This window comes from Chryseosolibacter histidinae, assembly GCF_018598225.1.
Lineage (GTDB): Bacteria > Bacteroidota > Bacteroidia > Cytophagales > Cyclobacteriaceae > Chryseosolibacter > Chryseosolibacter histidini.
This window is the reverse complement of record NZ_JAHESF010000006.1, coordinates 158,757-176,020: the sequence shown is the minus strand read 5'-3', so window position 1 is coordinate 176,020 and position 17,264 is coordinate 158,757. Positions and strand designations below refer to the sequence as shown.

The following is a 17,264-nucleotide window of genomic DNA, read 5'->3' as shown; positions in this document are numbered from 1 at the left end:
ATCAGAAGGCAAGTACGATGCTTGCCTTCTTTTTTTATTTTTAGCACGCGTAAAAATGTTATTCCGATCATGTGGAGACCTTGGCTGATGTATGCCTGTTTGCTGACTTGCTGCGCGTGCAGTTCCGGAGAAAAAGATGCCCCCGCAGCGCATGCTCATGGCCCTGCGCTTTTCAGGAGCCTGACAGCGGAAGAGACTGGCATGCGCTTCACCAACACATTGGAGGAGCGTGAGGACTTCGACGTGTTCAGGTACCGGAACTATTACAACGGTGGAGGTGTGGGCATCGCCGACTTCAATAACGACGGCTTGTCTGATGTGTACATGACGTCGAATATGGGCGATAACAAGCTGTTCCTCAACAAAGGGAACTGGAAGTTCGAAGACATCACCACGAAGGCTGGCGTCAAAGGAACAAAAGTATGGTCAACCGGTGTCAGCATCGCAGATGTCAACGCCGATGGCCTGCTCGACATCTACGTCTGCAATGCGGGCGATGTAAAAGGCAACAACCGTGAGAACGAGCTGTTCATCAACAACGGCGACCTCACCTTTACAGAGCAGGCAGCAGCGTACGGCCTGGCCGACAGGGGATTCTCTACCCACGCAGCATTCCTGGATTACGATAAGGACGGCGATCTCGACTGCTATGTGCTGAACAATTCTTACCGCCCCGTTTCTACACTCGGCTATCGCAACCTCCGGAATGTACGTGACGAGTTCGGTGGCCATAAGCTTTACCGCAACGACAACGGACACTTTACCGATGTAAGTGAGCAGGCTGGCATTTACGGCAGCGTGATCGGCTTCGGCCTCGGCGTCACCGTAGGCGATGTGAACCAGGATAACTGGCCCGACCTCTATATCTCCAACGATTTTTACGAACGCGATTACCTCTACATCAACAACCACGACGGCACCTTCAAAGAAAAGCTAGAAGATTACATGGGGCACATCAGTATGTTCTCCATGGGCGCCGACCTGGCGGACATGGACAATGACTCGTATCCCGAGATCTTCTCCACCGACATGCTGCCGGAAGACGACTACCGGCTCAAGACGCTGACAGCTTTCGAAACTTACGATGTGTACCAGCTCCGGCTCAGGAACGGTTATTACCACCAGTTCATGCGCAACATGCTACACCGGAATAATGGCGATGGCACCTTCAGCGAGATCGGAACCATGGCAGGCATGGAGGCCACGGACTGGAGCTGGGGCGCCCTGATCGCCGATTTCGACAACGACTGCTACAAAGAGGTTTACGTTTGCAACGGCATCTACAAAGACCTTATCAACCAGGACTTCATCGAATACCTCGGCAGCAGCGACCAGATGCGCGCCGCCATTGAAGGAAAGAAGATCGACTTCAAACAATTTGTTGACAGGATGCCTTCCGCTCCTCAAAGCAATTATATGTTCACCAGGACGGCCCCATGGCAGTATAAGAACGTGTCGGAAGAATGGGGGCTTGCCACGCCGGGCTTCTCCAATGGCGCGGCTTACGGTGACCTCGACAACGACGGTGACCTCGACCTGGTGGTGAACAATGTCAACATGCCGATGTTCGTCTATCAGAACCTGGCGAGCGAACAGAACCACCATCATGCGCTCACCCTTTCATTCAAGGGTTATGACAAAAATTCATTCGGCCTCGGCGCCTGTGTAAAAGTGTATATGGGCGATGAGATCATTGGCATGGAGAACATGCCCATCCGGGGATTTCAGTCCAGCATGGATTACAGGATGGTGATCGGACTCGGAACCCGTAGCCAGGCCGATAGCCTGCTCGTGACATGGCCCGATGGCAAAACGGAGATGCTGCGATCCGTCGGGGCAGACCAGGCGCTGGTGCTCGACCATGCCCGTGCAACAGAAACGAAAGTAGATGGCAAGGCATCCAGGATCGCAAGTCCGCTGCTGCAAACAGTGAACGAAGGAACGGTGCGTCATGAAGAGAACGATTATAACGATTTTGACCGCGACCGCCTCAATTATCACATGCTCTCCACACAAGGACCTGCCTTTGCCCAGGCAGATCTCAACAATGACGGCCGCGACGATCTTTACCTCGGCGGTTCTGTCGGCAGCCCTGGCAAGCTTTATGTTCAAAGCACGAACGGCGAATTCTCACCCGTGCCGATCGAAGCCTTTGAAGCCGATACACTGGCCGACATCGTAGACGCGGCGTTCTTCGATGCGGATGGGGACAAAGACCTCGACTTGTATGTAGTCACCGGAGGCTCTGAGCATACAGGCCAGTCGCTCGCATTGAAAGACATCCTGTACATCAACGAAGGTTTGAAGAAAGGGAAGCCAGCATTCAGCAGATCGTCGGGCCGGATCCCCGATCTGTATTTCAGTGGCAGCTGCATAAGCCCCGCTGACGTAGACCAGGACGGCGACATCGACCTGTTTGTAGGCACACGCGCGATCCCTTCATACTATGGTCTGCCCTGCGACCAGTTTCTGCTGATCAACGATGGCAAAGGAAACTTTTCAGATGCAACGGTTACAATGGCTCCTCAGTTGAAACGTTTCGGCATGGTTACCGATGCCGTATGGTTCGATTACGATAGCAATGGGTTCAAAGACCTGATGATCGTGGGCGACTGGATGCCCATAACAGTTTTCTCCAACAACGGAAAACAGCTTGTGCGCATTGACAGCGTTAAAGGACTTGATCATACATCGGGGTGGTGGAACCGGATCGAGCCCGCAGACCTCGACCATGACGGCGATACCGATTTTGTGTTGGGGAATCTTGGACTAAACTCCAAATTTCAACCTACACTGGAGTCGCCTCTGACCCTGTACGTGAACGATTTTGACCAGAACGGTTCCATCGAGCCGGTGTTCGCTTACCGCAAGGATGGTAACGAATATCCGATGGCGTTGCGCCAGGACCTTATCAAGCAGATGAGCTCGCTGAAAAAGAAATTCGTCTACTACAAAGACTACGCGGGTAAATCGATCCCTGATATTTTCGACGCGAAGCTGCTGGAACGCGCCACAGTGCTGAAGTTCAATGAGCCCCGCACGGCCATCCTGATCAACGATGGGGGTAAGGGCTTTCAGCTGAAACCGCTGCCCATTGAAGCACAGGTTTCGCCGGTGTACGCCATCGCCGTTGAAGATGTAAATGGCGACAGCCATGCCGACATCCTGCTGGGTGGGAACCTGTTTGCCGTGAAACCTGAAGTAGGGCGGTATGATGCACTTCATGGGCTGCTGCTGCTGGGAGATGGAAAGGGTACATTCGATCCGCTTCCGTCCAACCGTTCCGGCATCAGCATCAAGGGAGAAGTGCGGCACATCGCCAGTGTGAAGAGCCGTAACGCGGCAACAATCGCATTTGTGCGGAACAACGATTCCGTAGTGTTTTACAAATACAAAAAATGAAAAGGTATTCGTTATACTGGATGATCGCCGTTGCCCTGCTGACGGCGTCATGCGGACGCAAAAGTGACAAGAAATTCCGCCGGGTGCCTTCATCAGAGTCCGGTATCCATTTTCGCAATGTGCTCACAGAGACCGTTGATTTCAATATCTCCAATTACCCTTATTATTTTAACGGCGGCGGGGTTGCGGTAGGAGATGTGAATGGTGATGGACTGCTCGATGTGTTCTTTACTTCCAACCAGGAGCCCGACAAGCTCTACCTGAATCAGGGCAACCTCAAGTTTAAAGATGTTACCGAAGCCGCCGGCGCGGAAGGATTCAAAGGATGGGCTACAGGCGTTACCATGGCCGATGTGAACAACGATGGAAAGCTCGACATTTATGTGAGCTACCTGGGCGACTTTCGAATCTACAAAGGTCAGAACCAGCTCCTCATCAACGAAGGCAACGACGAAAACGGCATCCCGAGATTTGCAGACAGGGCTATGGAATACGGGCTTGACCTGGTGGGCTTTTCCACCCAGGCCGCATTTTTTGATTACGATCGCGATGGAGACCTGGACATGTTCATGCTCAACCATTCCGTGCATGACAATGGCACTTACGGAAGATCCAGCATGCGCCAGGCATCGCACCCGCTGGCAGGAGACAAGCTGCTGCGCAACGACAACGGCAGGTTTCTCGACGTAACACAGGGCTCAGGCATTTACAGCAGCGCGCTGGGCTATGGCCTCGGCGTTGCCGTGAGCGACGTTGACCTCGACGGCTGGCCCGATGTCTACGTAGGCAACGACTTCCATGAAAATGATTACCTGTACATCAACCAGCGCAACGGCACTTTTAAAGAAGTGCTCGAGCAGGAGATGAGCCATACGAGCCGTTATACCATGGGTGTTGACCTCGCCGATTTCAACAATGACGCCTTCCCCGACCTGATCGCCATGGATATGCTGCCGGAAGATCCCAGGATCCTCAAGTCTGCCATGGCCGAAGACAGTTATGACGTTTACCATTTCAAGATCGGCTTCGGGTACAACCACCAGTTTGCCAGGAACACGCTGCAGCTGAACAACCGGAACGGAACGTTTAGCGAGATAGCCCTGATGGCAGGCGTATATGCCACCGACTGGAGCTGGGCAACTTTCTTTGCGGATTTCGATCTCGATGGCAATAAGGATCTTTTTGTTTCCAACGGTATCTATAAGCGCTCCAATGACCTGGACTACGTAAACTTCATGTCGTCTGACTCGATCCAGCACCTGATCAGGATGGAGGATGTTGGAGCGCGCGAGCTGAAGTACACCGAAATGATGCCGCGGCTCAAGATCAACAACTATCTCTTCACCAATAACGGAGACTCCACTTTTACCGACAGATCGGCCGACTGGGGCTTCGATACACCTTCGTATTCGCAGGGCGCAGCCTACGCAGACCTGGATAACGACGGCGATCTCGACCTGGTGGTCAATAACATCGAAGACGAAGCCTTCCTCTATGAGAACCTCACGGTTTCGAAAGAGAAGAACAACGGATCGCCCGGTAATCATTACCTGCAGATATCGCTGAAAGGTAAAACCGGCAATCTGTTTGGCATCGGTGCAAGGATATTCCTGTACAACGATGGAAAGATGCAGGTGCAGGAGTGTATGCCTACGCGGGGTTTCCAGAGCTCCGTAGACTACCGGCTCACGTTCGGGCTGGGGGCCAGCGATCACGCCGACTCGCTGATCGTTGTCTGGAACGATGGGACCTTTGAGCGAATCAAACAGGTGAAAGCAGACCAGCAACTGGTACTTGATCAGCAGAATGCGAGTGGTGCTTTTGATTTTTCCGTCTTTCATCAAACAGCTCCGTTTTTTACCAAAGCTACCGATGAGCTCTCCATCAACTACCGTCATAAGGAGAACAACTTCGTGGAGTTCAACCGCGAGGCGCTGATACCGCATATGATGTCGGCTGAGGGGCCTGGCGCGGCGGTTGCCGATGTGAATGGCGATGGGCGTGAAGATCTTTTTGCCGGAGGTGCCAAATGGAAAGAAGGCCATCTCTACCTGCAGACAGCAACAGGAAAATTCCAGGAACTGAAACAACCTGAGATCGCCAAAGACAGCATTCACGAAGATACCGCAGCAGAATTCTTCGATGCCGATGGCGATGGCGATCAGGACCTTGTGGTGGTCAGCGGCGGGAACGAGTTTGCCCGCAGATCGCCCAACAGGCAACCGCGACTTTATCTGAACGATGGCAAGGGCAACTTCACAAGGTCAACAGGTATGGCGGAGGTCTTTCTCAACGGCGCCTGTGTAAGCATTGCTGATGTGGATGCCGATGGCGACCTGGATATGTTCCTGGGGGCGCGTTCAATCCCCTGGCAGTACGGCATCAAACCCGATAGCTACATTCTACTCAACGATGGCAAAGGCAATTTTACGGATGCCACCGAGGCCGTTGCTCCCGTGCTGAAGAAGTTCGGTTTTGTAAAAAACGCCATATGGGCCGATCTCAACAATGACAAAGTGCAGGACCTGGTCATCGCGGCAGAGTGGAGCCCCGTCACCGTGCTGATCAACAACAAGGGCAGGCTTGCACCACTGGCAGAAGGCTCGGGACTGGAAAAGACCAATGGCTGGTGGAACGTGATCAGGGCCGTGGATTTTGACAATGACGGAGACCTGGACCTGGTGGCCGGCAACCTCGGGCTTAATTCCAAGCTCAAAACTTCACCCGAATCCCCGGTGCGGATGTATGCTGCCGACATGGACAAGAATGACAGCATCGATCAGGTCCTCACGTATTTCTTCAAGGGCAAGGAGTATCCGTTTGCTACGCGCGATGAGATGACCAAGCAGATGCCTTCGCTGAAGAAAAAATACCTGTCGTACAGCAAATACGCATCGGCCACGCTACACGACATGTTCACCGATGAGCAGCTGAGCCATGCCGAGCAGTATGCAGCCTATACTTTTCAATCATCACTGGTAGAGAACCTGGGCAATGGCAAATTCAGCGTGAGGCCCTTGCCGAAGGCCGCACAGCTCTCAACGGTGAATGCCATCCTCACTGACGACTTTGATGGTGATGGAAACACGGACCTGCTGCTGGCCGGAAATTTTTATCCCGTCAACATCCAGATGGGAAGGAACGACGCCAGCTACGGACTCTTTATGAAAGGCAATGGACACGGGCATTTTACAGCAATACCTGCCGTGCAGTCGGGCTTCTCTGTAACCGGTGAGGTACGGAGCTTCCGCGAGATCACTATAGGTAAAAAGCCGTATTGCCTGGCCATCCGCAACAACAACACCATTGAAGCATTCAGAACCGGTGATCGGTATTCGGTAACCGGTAACCGGTTGAATGCACCGATTGCCAATCACTGATTACTGAATACCGATTACTGATTACTGATTACCATGATCGCACGCAATTCATTCCTCTTCCTGCTAATAGCAGTGAGCACCAGCATCCGGGCACAGCAAACAGACTCCTGGCTGATCGAGGCCGCACAGATCGATCCCGCCAATTATTACGGCGTCACTGTTGCCAACGGTATGATCGGCCTGGTTTCATCACCGGAGCCAATGAAAGTAAAGGATGTGGTGCTCAACGGCGTGTATGACTATTACCAGCGCGGTCGTGTTTCCAACATCCTGAAAACCTTCAACCACATCAACATGAACCTCGAGGTGGATGGGCAGCGCATTGGCCGGCGTGACATTGCCAACTACCGCCAGGCACTCGACCTGAAAAAAGCGGCGCTCACCACCACGTTCGAGGTGGGGGACAAAGTGAGCGTGAAGCATACCATCATGGCCCTGCGGCACCTGCCCTACACGGCGCTGGCCATCGTTGAGATCAAAGCCAACAAGGATGTAAAGGTTACGCCCATGAGTGTGATCGAGGCGCCTGACCACCTCACCGACGTCAGGAACCTGTACAGCGAGATAGACCGCCCGCATGTGGTCATCCCGTTGCTCACGTCTGTGGCCAAAAGTCCAACCGGCAGGCATACCGTGGCTGTCAGCAACAGCATCATCTTCACGGAGGCACACGGCCAGGAGCCAGACCTCATTCATGAAGACTGGGACTATAACATGCACCTGATGAAGTTCAGCAAATCGCTCAGGGCAGGAGAGACGTACCGTTTCAGTGTGGTGGCGTCGGCAACGTCTACAGGAGATTTCAACGATCCGCTGAACGAGGCGGAGCGACTCACCATCTTCGCCAAGCTGGAAGGCACAGAAAGACTCCTGCAGCGCCACGAAGCCGAGTGGGAGAAGCTGTGGCAGACAGGCGACATCATTATCGACGGCGACCTGCAAGCGCAGAAAGATGTGCGCTTTGCATTGTATCACCTGTACGCCTTTGCCCGAGAAGGTACAGCCCACAGCCTTTCACCCATGGGACTCTCCGGACTGGGTTACAATGGCCACGTATTCTGGGACACGGAATTGTGGATGTATCCACCGTTGCTGATGCTTCAGCCCGGCATGGCCAGGTCGCTGCTGGAGTACCGGTTCCAGCGCCTGGATGCCGCCAGGAAAAACGCCTTCTCTCATGGCTACAAAGGTGCCATGTTCCCCTGGGAATCTTCAGCCGAAGGCACCGAAGATACACCGGTCTGGGCGCTCACAGGACCGTTTCAGCATCACATCACGGGATGTGTGGGCTGGGCCTTCTGGAAATATTACCAGGTCACCCACGACAAACAATGGCTGCGGGACCGCGGTTATCCGGTGCTGAAAGATGTAGCCGATTTCTGGGCCAGCCGCGTGGAGCGCAAAGGCCCCGGACGTTATGAGATCAACAACGTGATCGGCGCCAACGAGTGGCAGGAGAACATCGACAATAACGCCTTCACCAATGGTATGGCCATCACCGTACTGCGCTATGCAACCCAGGCTGCCAAAGAGCTCGGCATCGCGCCAGACGCAGACTGGGAACATGTTGCCGGCAATATTCCCATCCTCCGGTTCCCGGATGGCACTACGCAAGAGAATGCCACCTACAAAGGCGAAGACATCAAGCAGGCCGACGTCAACCTGCTGGCGTATCCGCTCGACATCATTACGGACCGCGCCCAGCTGGAAAAGGACCTGAAGTATTATGAGCCCAGAATGTCGGCGAACGGGCCGGCGATGGGCAATTCAGTGCTGTCGACCCTTTATTCCAGGCTGGGCAATCCTGGAAAAGCATACGAACTGTTTGTGAAGAGCTACCGCCAGAATGGGGTTGCCCCCTTTGGTGTGCTCGCTGAAACTGCCGGAGGCACCAACCCTTATTTTGCCACCGGCGCCGGTGGTATGCTGCAGGCTGTGCTCTCCGGCTTCGCAGGCCTGAAGATCACAGACCAGGGCATCGTTCAACTAAAAACAACACTGCCTGGTCAATGGAAGGGCTTGCTCATCCGCGGCGTTGGCGCTGACAATAAAGACCTAAGGGTGAAATGAGCGGCTTTAATGATCCGCCCGATTTCATATATTTGAAATAAGAAGTCCATAGACCATAGTCGATAGTCCATGGCATGCGGTGTATCTTCAAGTGAGCGTGCACAGGCTGCTATGGACCATGGACCATCGACCATGGACTTCTAAACAACTGACCTATGAAGAATACTGTGAAGTTCCTCGTCTTGTCTTTCTTCGCTTTCTCGTGCGCGTCTACCGAGAAAGTGAACTGGGAGACAAAAGCACACGACCCAGAATTTGTTCACCGCGCCGTGAAGCAGGTAACCGATGTGATCGTGCATGATATCTTTTCTCCGCCCGTTGCTTCCCGCATTTATGCTTACATGAGCATCGCGGGATATGAGGTGGCCATTCATGGAGATGCCAAATACGCCAGCCTTGCAGGGCAGGTCAATGGTCTTGAAGGGGTACCGCAGCCGGAAGCGGGGCAGCAATATTGTTTTCCGCTGGCCACCGCACAGGCCATTCTGAAGGTGGGTCGCACACTGGTCTTCTCTGAAGACAAGATGGACGCGTTCTATAACAACATGATGCAGGAGTTCAAGGACGCGGGCATTCCCAAAGATGTGTTCGAACGTTCCGTGGCGTATGGTACCGCCGTTGCAGACCATGTGATCGCCTGGTCTGGAAAAGACAACTACAAGCAAAGCAGATCGTTCCCCAAATACTCGATAGAAGACAGCCCCGCCACCTGGAAGCCCACGCCACCGGCCTATATGGATGCCGTTGAGCCCCACTGGAACAAGATCAGGCCTTTTGCCATCGACTCGGCGCGCCAGTTCATGCCCGCGCCCCCCACGTCTTTCTCCATCGACCGCAAGAGCCAGTTCTTCAAAGAGGCCGACGAAGTATACCAGATGGGCAAGGGCCTCACCGACGAGCAACGTCAGATCGCTTCCTTCTGGGATTGTAATCCGTTTGTGATGAATGTGAAAGGGCACGTGATGTTTGCCACCAAGAAGATCTCGCCCGGCGGACACTGGATGAACATTACCCGCGTGGCCTGCAAACAAGTAAATGCCAGCTATGTACAAGCCACCGAAGCGTATGCCCTGGTAGCCATTTCACTGGTGGATGGTTTCATCAGCTGCTGGGATGAAAAATACAGGAGCCGCGTGATCAGGCCTGAGACGTACATCAACCAATACATCGACGAAGACTGGACACCGCTGCTGCAGACGCCGCCGTTCCCTGAATATACGAGCGGTCACAGTGTGATCTCCGGTGCATCGGCCATCACCCTCACATCGCTCTTCGGCGAGAATTTTGCGTTCACCGATTCCACAGAGATCGAGTTCGGCCTGAGCGTCAGAAGCTTCAAATCGTTCGAGCAGGCTGCTGAAGAAGCCGCCATCAGCCGCATGTACGGTGGCATTCACTATCGCCCCGCAGTGCAGAACGGTATGCTCGAAGGACGTGCCCTGGGCAACTACATCGTTCGGAAATTGAAGACCAGGAGAAAAGAGCTGGCGGATGCGCATTAAAACCTTTACCGCCATAGCTGCCGCGATGCTGCTTTTCACCACCTGTCGTGAAGGGGAGAAAGCCTCGACCGATTTTTATAGCTCTGCGCTTTTCAGGGATGTTCAGCTGAAGGCCGTATTCCCCGATTCCAAAACCTTTGTCGATTGTACGCCCAAGAGACCACTGGCCGAGATCGTCGATGATTATGACGACGCGAAGGACCAGCCCGACTTCGACCTGCAGGCATTTGTGCGCCAGAACTTTGATATGCCTGTGAGGCCCAAGTCTACGTTCGCCACAGATACCACGCTGGCCATGGAAGAGCACCTCACACGTCTGTGGCCCGTGCTTACACGAAAAGCTGACGATAAAGATCCGAGGTCGTCGCTGATACCGTTGCCCAATGATTACGTTGTGCCTGGGGGAAGATTTTCAGAAGTATATTATTGGGACAGCTACTTCACCATCCTCGGACTGAAGGCACAGAAGCGTTACGATCTCATCCAGAGTATGGTGAAGAACTTCGCCTACCTCATCGATACCATCGGTTTTATTCCCAACGGCAACAGGAACTATTACCTCACGCGCTCGCAGCCGCCATTCTTTTCGCTGATCGTGAAGGAGCTGGAGGAATATGATTCGCTGGCCGCAGACCATTACCTGGATGCCATGGTGAAAGAGTATCGCTTCTGGATGGCCGGCATCGACTCAGTCAAAGACCCGGGCGATGCAGCGCAGCACGTGGTGATGATGCCGAACGGTACCGTGATGAACCGTTACTATGACAAGGGCGACACACCGCGACCGGAATCCTACAAAGAAGATCATGCCCTGGCCCAGCAGTACCAGGGTGACCAAACAAAACTTTACCGTGATCTGCGCTCCGCTGCCGAGTCAGGTTGGGATTTCAGCAGCCGCTGGTTCAGGGATGGCAGGAGTCTCATTACCATTCACACCACGGATATAATTCCCGTGGATCTCAACAGCCTGCTGGCGCACCTCGAAAAAATGATTGCCAAAGGTTACACGCTGCGAGGCAATGCTGCAGAAGCTGCCAGGTACAATAAAGCCGCCGACCTTCGTCGAAGAGCCATCCTCACATTTTGCTGGGATCCGGCGAAGGAATATTTCTACGATTACGATTTTGTTGCGGGCAATAGAACGGAGGTCAGATCGCTGGCCGGCATGTTCCCCCTGTTCTTCCAGATCGGCCAGAAAGACATCGCTGAAAAAGCAGCGCTGGTCATCGAACGCGATTTTCTGAAACAAGGCGGACTCGTAACAACACTCACGGATACCGATCAGCAGTGGGATGCGCCCAACGGATGGGCACCGCTGCAATGGATCACCTACAGGGCGCTGAAGAACTATCAGCTCGACGGACTAGCCAATGAGATCCGCCGGCGGTGGCTGCGACAGAATACCCGGGTGTACGAGGCTACCGGCAAGATGATGGAGAAATACAACGTGATGGATACGACCCTGATCGCAGGAGGCGGAGAATATCCCAACCAGGACGGCTTCGGATGGACCAACGGTGTGGCCATTGCTTTCAAACACGAGACCCGGTACAATCTCTCGCCTCGTTAACTACTTTTCAATGCCAATTCGTTTACCTCTATAACTATGGATTCATCTTATATCCTTGCCATCGACCAGGGAACCACCAGCTCACGCACCGTACTGTTCAATCAGCAGGGCGAGATCAAAGGAATTGCGCAGCAGGAGTTCCGGCAGATCTTTCCACATTCCGGATGGGTGGAGCACGATCCGAAAGAGATCCTGTCTACACAGCTCGGCACCCTGTACAAAGTGATGAAAGATCACCAGGTGAGCGCGGCGTCGGTGAAGGCGATCGGCATCACCAACCAGCGCGAGACCACCATCGTATGGGACCGCAAGACCGGTGATCCTGTTTACAACGCTATCGTGTGGCAAGACAAACGCACAGCTTCGATCTGCGAGGAGCTGAAGAGCAGGGGACTGGAAGAATACGTGCGCCACAACACCGGCCTGGTGATCGATTCTTATTTCTCCGCCACCAAAGTAAAGTGGATCCTCGACAATGTACCTGGCGCGAGGGCCAGGGCTGAAAAAGGCGAGCTCGCTTTTGGTACGGTGGATACCTGGCTCATCTGGAACATGACCGGCGGCAAGGCACACGTCACCGATTACACGAACGCTTCGCGTACCATGCTCTTCAACATCCGTGAGCTGCGGTGGGATCAGAAACTCTTACAGGAATTAACCATCCCTGCATCCATGCTGCCGGAAGTAAAACCATCGGCCCATCACTTCGGCGATCTCCAGGTAGAAAAGAGTGTGATCCCCATCACGGGTGTGGCGGGAGATCAGCAGGCTGCGCTCTTCGGGCAGGCATGCTTCGAGCCAGGCATGGCCAAGAACACTTATGGCACAGGATGTTTTATGCTGATGAACACGGGCACCAGCATTCAGCGCTCCAAGAACGGGCTCATCACCACCATCGCGTGGGGATTGGATGGAAAAGTAGAGTACGCGCTGGAAGGAAGTGTGTTCATCGCAGGGGCAGCAGTGCAGTGGCTGCGCGACAGCCTTCACCTGATAGACCAGTCGAAAGACTCGGAGTATTTTGCTACCAAAGCGCTCGGGTCAAATGAAGTGTATGTGGTTCCTGCTTTCGCAGGATTGGGTGCCCCTTACTGGGATATGTATGCCCGCGGGGCCATCTTCGGGCTCACCCGCGACACCGGGAAAGATCACATCATCAAGGCTACGCTCGAGTCGCTGGCCTACCAGACCAAAGACATCCTGAACGCCATGCAGGAAGATGCCGGCATCAAGCTGGCGAGCCTGAAGGTAGATGGAGGTGCCAGTGCCAACAACGTGCTCATGCAGTTCCAGTCCGATATCCTGGGCACAGAAGTAGACCGCCCCGAGGTGATCGAATCCACCGCCATGGGCGCTGCTTATCTCGCCGCCATCCGCATCGGCCTCTGGAAGAAAGAAGACATCGCCAAAACCAGAAAGATCCAGAAATGCTTCAAACCACAGATGGATGAATCACAACGCTCGCGCCTCTATAAAGGATGGCAGAAAGCCGTGAAGCGAACCATGAATTGGGTTGAGTAAAGAGTCCACAGTCGACGGTCCACTGTCCACAGCCGCCCGCAACCGGTATCCTGAGCGGTGACCTGCGCGAAGGCATGTGCGAGCGAAGGATCCCGTGAATCGTAGGCAGTCAAGTGAAGATCGCACCAACCTGCCGTGGACCGTGGTCTGTGGACCGTGGACTTTTACTACCTTTCGAAAATGCGCGAGATCTTAGTAAAGTCCATCCTGAACAAAAAGAAGAAACGCGACTCCTGGTTTCTCGATGACTACACACTCAATCCTTACGAGGGCTGCAGCTTCAATTGCCAGTATTGTTATATCAGGGGGAGCAAGTATGGAGAGAACATGGCCGAAGGTCTTGCCGTGAAGATCAACGGCAGGGAAGTGCTTGACCGGCAGCTGGCCTTCCGTGTGAAAAAAGACCAGTATGGCATCATCGCCCTTGCCTCGGCTACCGATCCGTATATCCGCGCGGAAGAACAGTATAAGATGACGCAGGGATTCCTCGAGCTCATTCTCAAACATCGGTTCCCCGTGCTGATGATCACCCGGTCTGAGCTCATCGTCCGTGACCTCGACATCTTAAAGGAGATCGACAAGCAAGCCATCCATGCACCCGATCTTAGTGGCAGGCTGAACCGTGGTGTTGTGATCTCATTTTCGTTTTCAACCCTTGACCCAGGCATCGCTGCAACGCTCGAGCCCGGCGCGCCATTGCCACAGGCGCGGCTGGAGACGATGAAGAAATGCAAGGAAGCGGGATTCCTCGTGGGCATGAACTGCATCCCAACGCTGCCCTTCATATCCGACACCGACGAACAACTGGAGCAGATGGTGAAAGCTGCCAAAGCTTACGGCGCGGACTACATCCTGATCGGTGGTCTCACTTTATTCGGCTCAGGACCCGCCGACAGCAAAATGCTCTATCGTAAATTCCTGGAAAGGAAGTTCCCGGAACTTATACCCGAGTACAAAAAGCTCTACCGGATCTTCTATGCGCCACCAGAATCATACCTGAGAGATCTGAATGAAAGAGCAGACCGGATCTGCAACAGGCATGGCATCAGGCGATCGATCGTTTAGTTGGGACACGGTTACCGGTTACTGATTGCCAGTTACCAGTCGCCGGTTGCCGGTTGGATGAGTCAAGACATACAGTTTGTGTTTCAAATTTTAAGGTTCCGGGCGGTATCTCCCGAGGCATTGAGACTGCATGTGCAATTCTTTGAAAGACCGCCTTGACCATAAACACCACACAAACCGGCCACCTGGCAACCGGCAACCTCTGTATCATTAACGAAGATCACACTGTATCAATAACGATACACGCCATTCGATGTCCCGCAACCGAATCTGCTGTAAAACAATATGTTAGTATATTGGCACCGTGTTTGACTTTCAGAACGCAAACCAGTAAAAACCCATGCTCAGGAACTACTTCATCATCGCTCTTCGCAACCTGTACAAGCAATACCTGTATTCATTCATCAACATCTTCGGGCTGGCCGTGGGTGTGGCGTGCAGCCTTGTGATCTTTCTGTATGTGTACGGCGAGTGGAATCATGATCGTCACTTCAAACATGCTGACCGCATTTACCGGATCGGTGTTTCGTTTCTCACGGTGGGCCAGTTTGCCAACGGCCCCGAGCGCCTGCTGGAGTACCTTCCCAAAGAATTTGAGGGCATCGAAACGTTCACAGCCTTTCAACGCAATCCTACCGAGAAGCTGCGCGTCGGCGAAAATGTGTTTGACGAACAGGTCTTTTATATCGACACAACTTTCTTCAAAGTTTTCGACTACAATTTTAAAGAAGGGAATGCTGCGGCTGCAGTGTTGAAACCGGCCTCCATTGTGCTGACGGAAAGTGCTGCCAGGAAGTACTTCAGGGATTCGTCGGCCATGGGCAAGATCATCGAAGTAGGGAAGGAGAAAGTGCCGCACGTGGTGATGGCCATCGTCAGGGACAGCGACCAGAACTCGCATATGAAAACGTCCATCTGGGTATCGCGTCCGCAGGAGTATTCCGACACGCGATACTGGCAGTCTGCCTCGGTATACACCTATGTGCTGCTGCGCGAGAATGTGCCGGGCACAGATCTCACAGCTGCCCTTGACAGGATCATTGCAAAGGTGGTTTATCCTTCCTCAGAGGCAAAGAAGGAGGGGATGTCGTTCGAGCAGTACCTGGTGGATGAGAACTCGGTACGGTTCTCGGTGGTGCCGTTACCGGATATCTACCTGCATTCCAAAGCGAACCTGGAGCTTTCGGCAGGGGGTAATGAAACGAACCTGTACATCTTCGCGGTGGTGGCTGTATTCATCCTGGTGCTGGCTGCTGTGAACTTTATCAATCTGGCTACCGCCAGGGCTACGCGCAGGGCAAAGGAGGTAGGCATCCGCAAATCGTTGGGAACATCACGTGGCAGGCTGATCGTTCAGTTCCTGCTTGAATCTGTAGTGGTGAGTCTCTTTTCGGCGGTGCTGGCCCTGGGCTTTGCCGAGCTGTTCATGTTCGCTTTTTATTGGATCACGGGGCAGCCCCTGTCCATCAGCTTGTGGCGCAGCGCGTGGAGTGTACCCGGTGTCTTCGTGTTCGCGGCCATGGTGGGTGTGATGGCGGGCATTTATCCGGCGTTCTACCTCACCGCGTTCCAGCCGGTGAAAGTGTTGAAGGGCAACCTCCAGGTATCACGGTCGCAGGGTTTCAGAAATTCGCTCGTCATTTTCCAGTTCGCCATTTCCATCACCCTCATCATCTGCACCACCATCATCCTGCGCCAGCTCACATTCATTTCAACCAAAGACCTCGGTTTCAGGCCGGATAATGTGGTGACCATCGATAACCTGTCGGTGATGGAGCGCTCCGCTGCTGTTACGTTCAGGGAAAAAATGATGTCGCTGCCGGGCGTGGAGACGGCAAGCCTGCATGCGGGCGAGCCGGGAAGCAAGTCGATACTAGCATTCTATACTTACCAAACTTCAGTGATGCCCGACGCCATTGGCATCCATACGTACCTTGGCGATCACCATTACCTCGACGCTATGGGATTCAAACTTGTTCAGGGAAGGGATTTTGACAAAGACCTGGCATCCGATACCGCATCAGTGATATTAAATGAGGCCGCCGTTGATGCGCTCGCCATTATGGGTAACCCGATAGGGGCGGAAGTGAACAAAGGCGTACGCGTGATCGGCGTGGTACGCAATTTCCATTGGGAGTCGCTGCGAACTACCATTGCCCCCGCAGCCATCATGCTTATTAGGAACCCGGTAAAAGGGCGCATGGCTCATTCGCAGCTCGCACTCAAAGTGAACGCTGCGGCCATCAAAACAGTGCTGAACGCGGCGGAAGCTCATTGGAAAGCTCAGGTTCCTGGTGAAACTTTCCAGTACCACTTCCTCGACGAGAACTTCGGCCAGCTGCTGGAGAAGGAACAAGTGCTCGGCAAAGCCATCGGGTTCTTCACGGTGCTGGCCATCCTGATCTCGTGTATGGGATTGTTTGGTCTCGCCGCCTACACCGCTGATCAGCGTACAAAAGAGATCGGCATCCGCAAGGTGCTGGGCGCCACCGTTACCAATATTGTGGTGATGCTCAATAAACAGTTCACCCGGCTTGTGCTCATTGCCATGCTCATCGCCATTCCTGTTTCATGGTTTGTAGCCGAGCACTGGCTTTCGGGCTTTGCTTACCGCACCGCGTTGAGCATCTGGATCTTTGCCGGCGGCGGTCTCACCGGTCTCCTGATCAGCTACGCCACCGTAGTCTTCCAATCCATGAAGGCCTCCAGGACCAACCCTGCTGAAACGTTGAAGTGTGAGTAGGTTGCCAGTTG

General features: G+C 53.7%; 8 protein-coding genes. All 8 read left to right on the top strand.

Annotation, left to right across the window (positions count from 1 at the left end):
• Positions 1-69 precede the first annotated feature (69 nt).
• The 8 genes from KK083_RS08310 (at position 70) to KK083_RS08275 (ending at position 17,253) form a co-directional block, all read left to right on the top strand.
• Entirely contained in the window at positions 70-3,402 is a 3,333-nt protein-coding gene (locus KK083_RS08310) for a VCBS repeat-containing protein (protein WP_254162387.1), read from the top strand.
• Positions 3,399-6,782, top strand: a complete 3,384-nt coding sequence (locus KK083_RS08305; RefSeq protein WP_254162385.1) for a VCBS repeat-containing protein — start codon at positions 3,399-3,401, stop codon at positions 6,780-6,782. The genes KK083_RS08310 and KK083_RS08305 overlap by 4 nt, the downstream gene beginning before the upstream one ends.
• Positions 6,783-6,815: 33 nt before the next feature.
• A complete protein-coding gene (locus KK083_RS08300) occupies positions 6,816-8,852 on the top strand; it encodes a kojibiose hydrolase (protein WP_254162383.1) in 2,037 nt (678 codons plus the stop codon).
• Between the two features lie 155 nt (positions 8,853-9,007).
• On the top strand, positions 9,008-10,354 hold the full coding sequence (locus KK083_RS08295) for a vanadium-dependent haloperoxidase (RefSeq protein WP_254162381.1): 1,347 nt from the start codon (positions 9,008-9,010) through the stop codon (positions 10,352-10,354).
• Positions 10,344-11,924 (top strand): alpha,alpha-trehalase TreF, encoded by a 1,581-nt coding sequence (gene treF, locus KK083_RS08290; protein WP_254162379.1) that lies wholly within the window; start codon positions 10,344-10,346, stop codon positions 11,922-11,924. The genes KK083_RS08295 and treF overlap by 11 nt, the downstream gene beginning before the upstream one ends.
• A gap of 36 nt (positions 11,925-11,960) precedes the next feature.
• On the top strand, positions 11,961-13,445 hold the full coding sequence (glpK, locus tag KK083_RS08285; protein WP_254162377.1) for a glycerol kinase GlpK: 1,485 nt from the start codon (positions 11,961-11,963) through the stop codon (positions 13,443-13,445).
• Between the two features lie 180 nt (positions 13,446-13,625).
• Positions 13,626-14,510 (top strand): SPL family radical SAM protein, encoded by an 885-nt coding sequence (locus tag KK083_RS08280; protein WP_254162375.1) that lies wholly within the window; start codon positions 13,626-13,628, stop codon positions 14,508-14,510.
• Between the two features lie 340 nt (positions 14,511-14,850).
• Entirely contained in the window at positions 14,851-17,253 is a 2,403-nt protein-coding gene (locus KK083_RS08275) for an ABC transporter permease (protein ID WP_254162373.1), read from the top strand.
• Positions 17,254-17,264: the final 11 nt, after the last annotated feature.

Coding starts and splice junctions, on each gene's coding strand:
- KK083_RS08275 (WP_254162373.1), top strand. CDS start 14,851: ATGCTCAGGAACTACTTCATCATCGCTCTTCGCAACCTGTACAAGCAA.
- KK083_RS08300 (WP_254162383.1), top strand. CDS start 6,816: ATGATCGCACGCAATTCATTCCTCTTCCTGCTAATAGCAGTGAGCACC.
- KK083_RS08295 (WP_254162381.1), top strand. CDS start 9,008: ATGAAGAATACTGTGAAGTTCCTCGTCTTGTCTTTCTTCGCTTTCTCG.
- KK083_RS08280 (WP_254162375.1), top strand. CDS start 13,626: ATGCGCGAGATCTTAGTAAAGTCCATCCTGAACAAAAAGAAGAAACGC.
- KK083_RS08305 (WP_254162385.1), top strand. CDS start 3,399: ATGAAAAGGTATTCGTTATACTGGATGATCGCCGTTGCCCTGCTGACG.
- KK083_RS08310 (WP_254162387.1), top strand. CDS start 70: ATGTGGAGACCTTGGCTGATGTATGCCTGTTTGCTGACTTGCTGCGCG.
- treF (WP_254162379.1), top strand. CDS start 10,344: ATGCGCATTAAAACCTTTACCGCCATAGCTGCCGCGATGCTGCTTTTC.
- glpK (WP_254162377.1), top strand. CDS start 11,961: ATGGATTCATCTTATATCCTTGCCATCGACCAGGGAACCACCAGCTCA.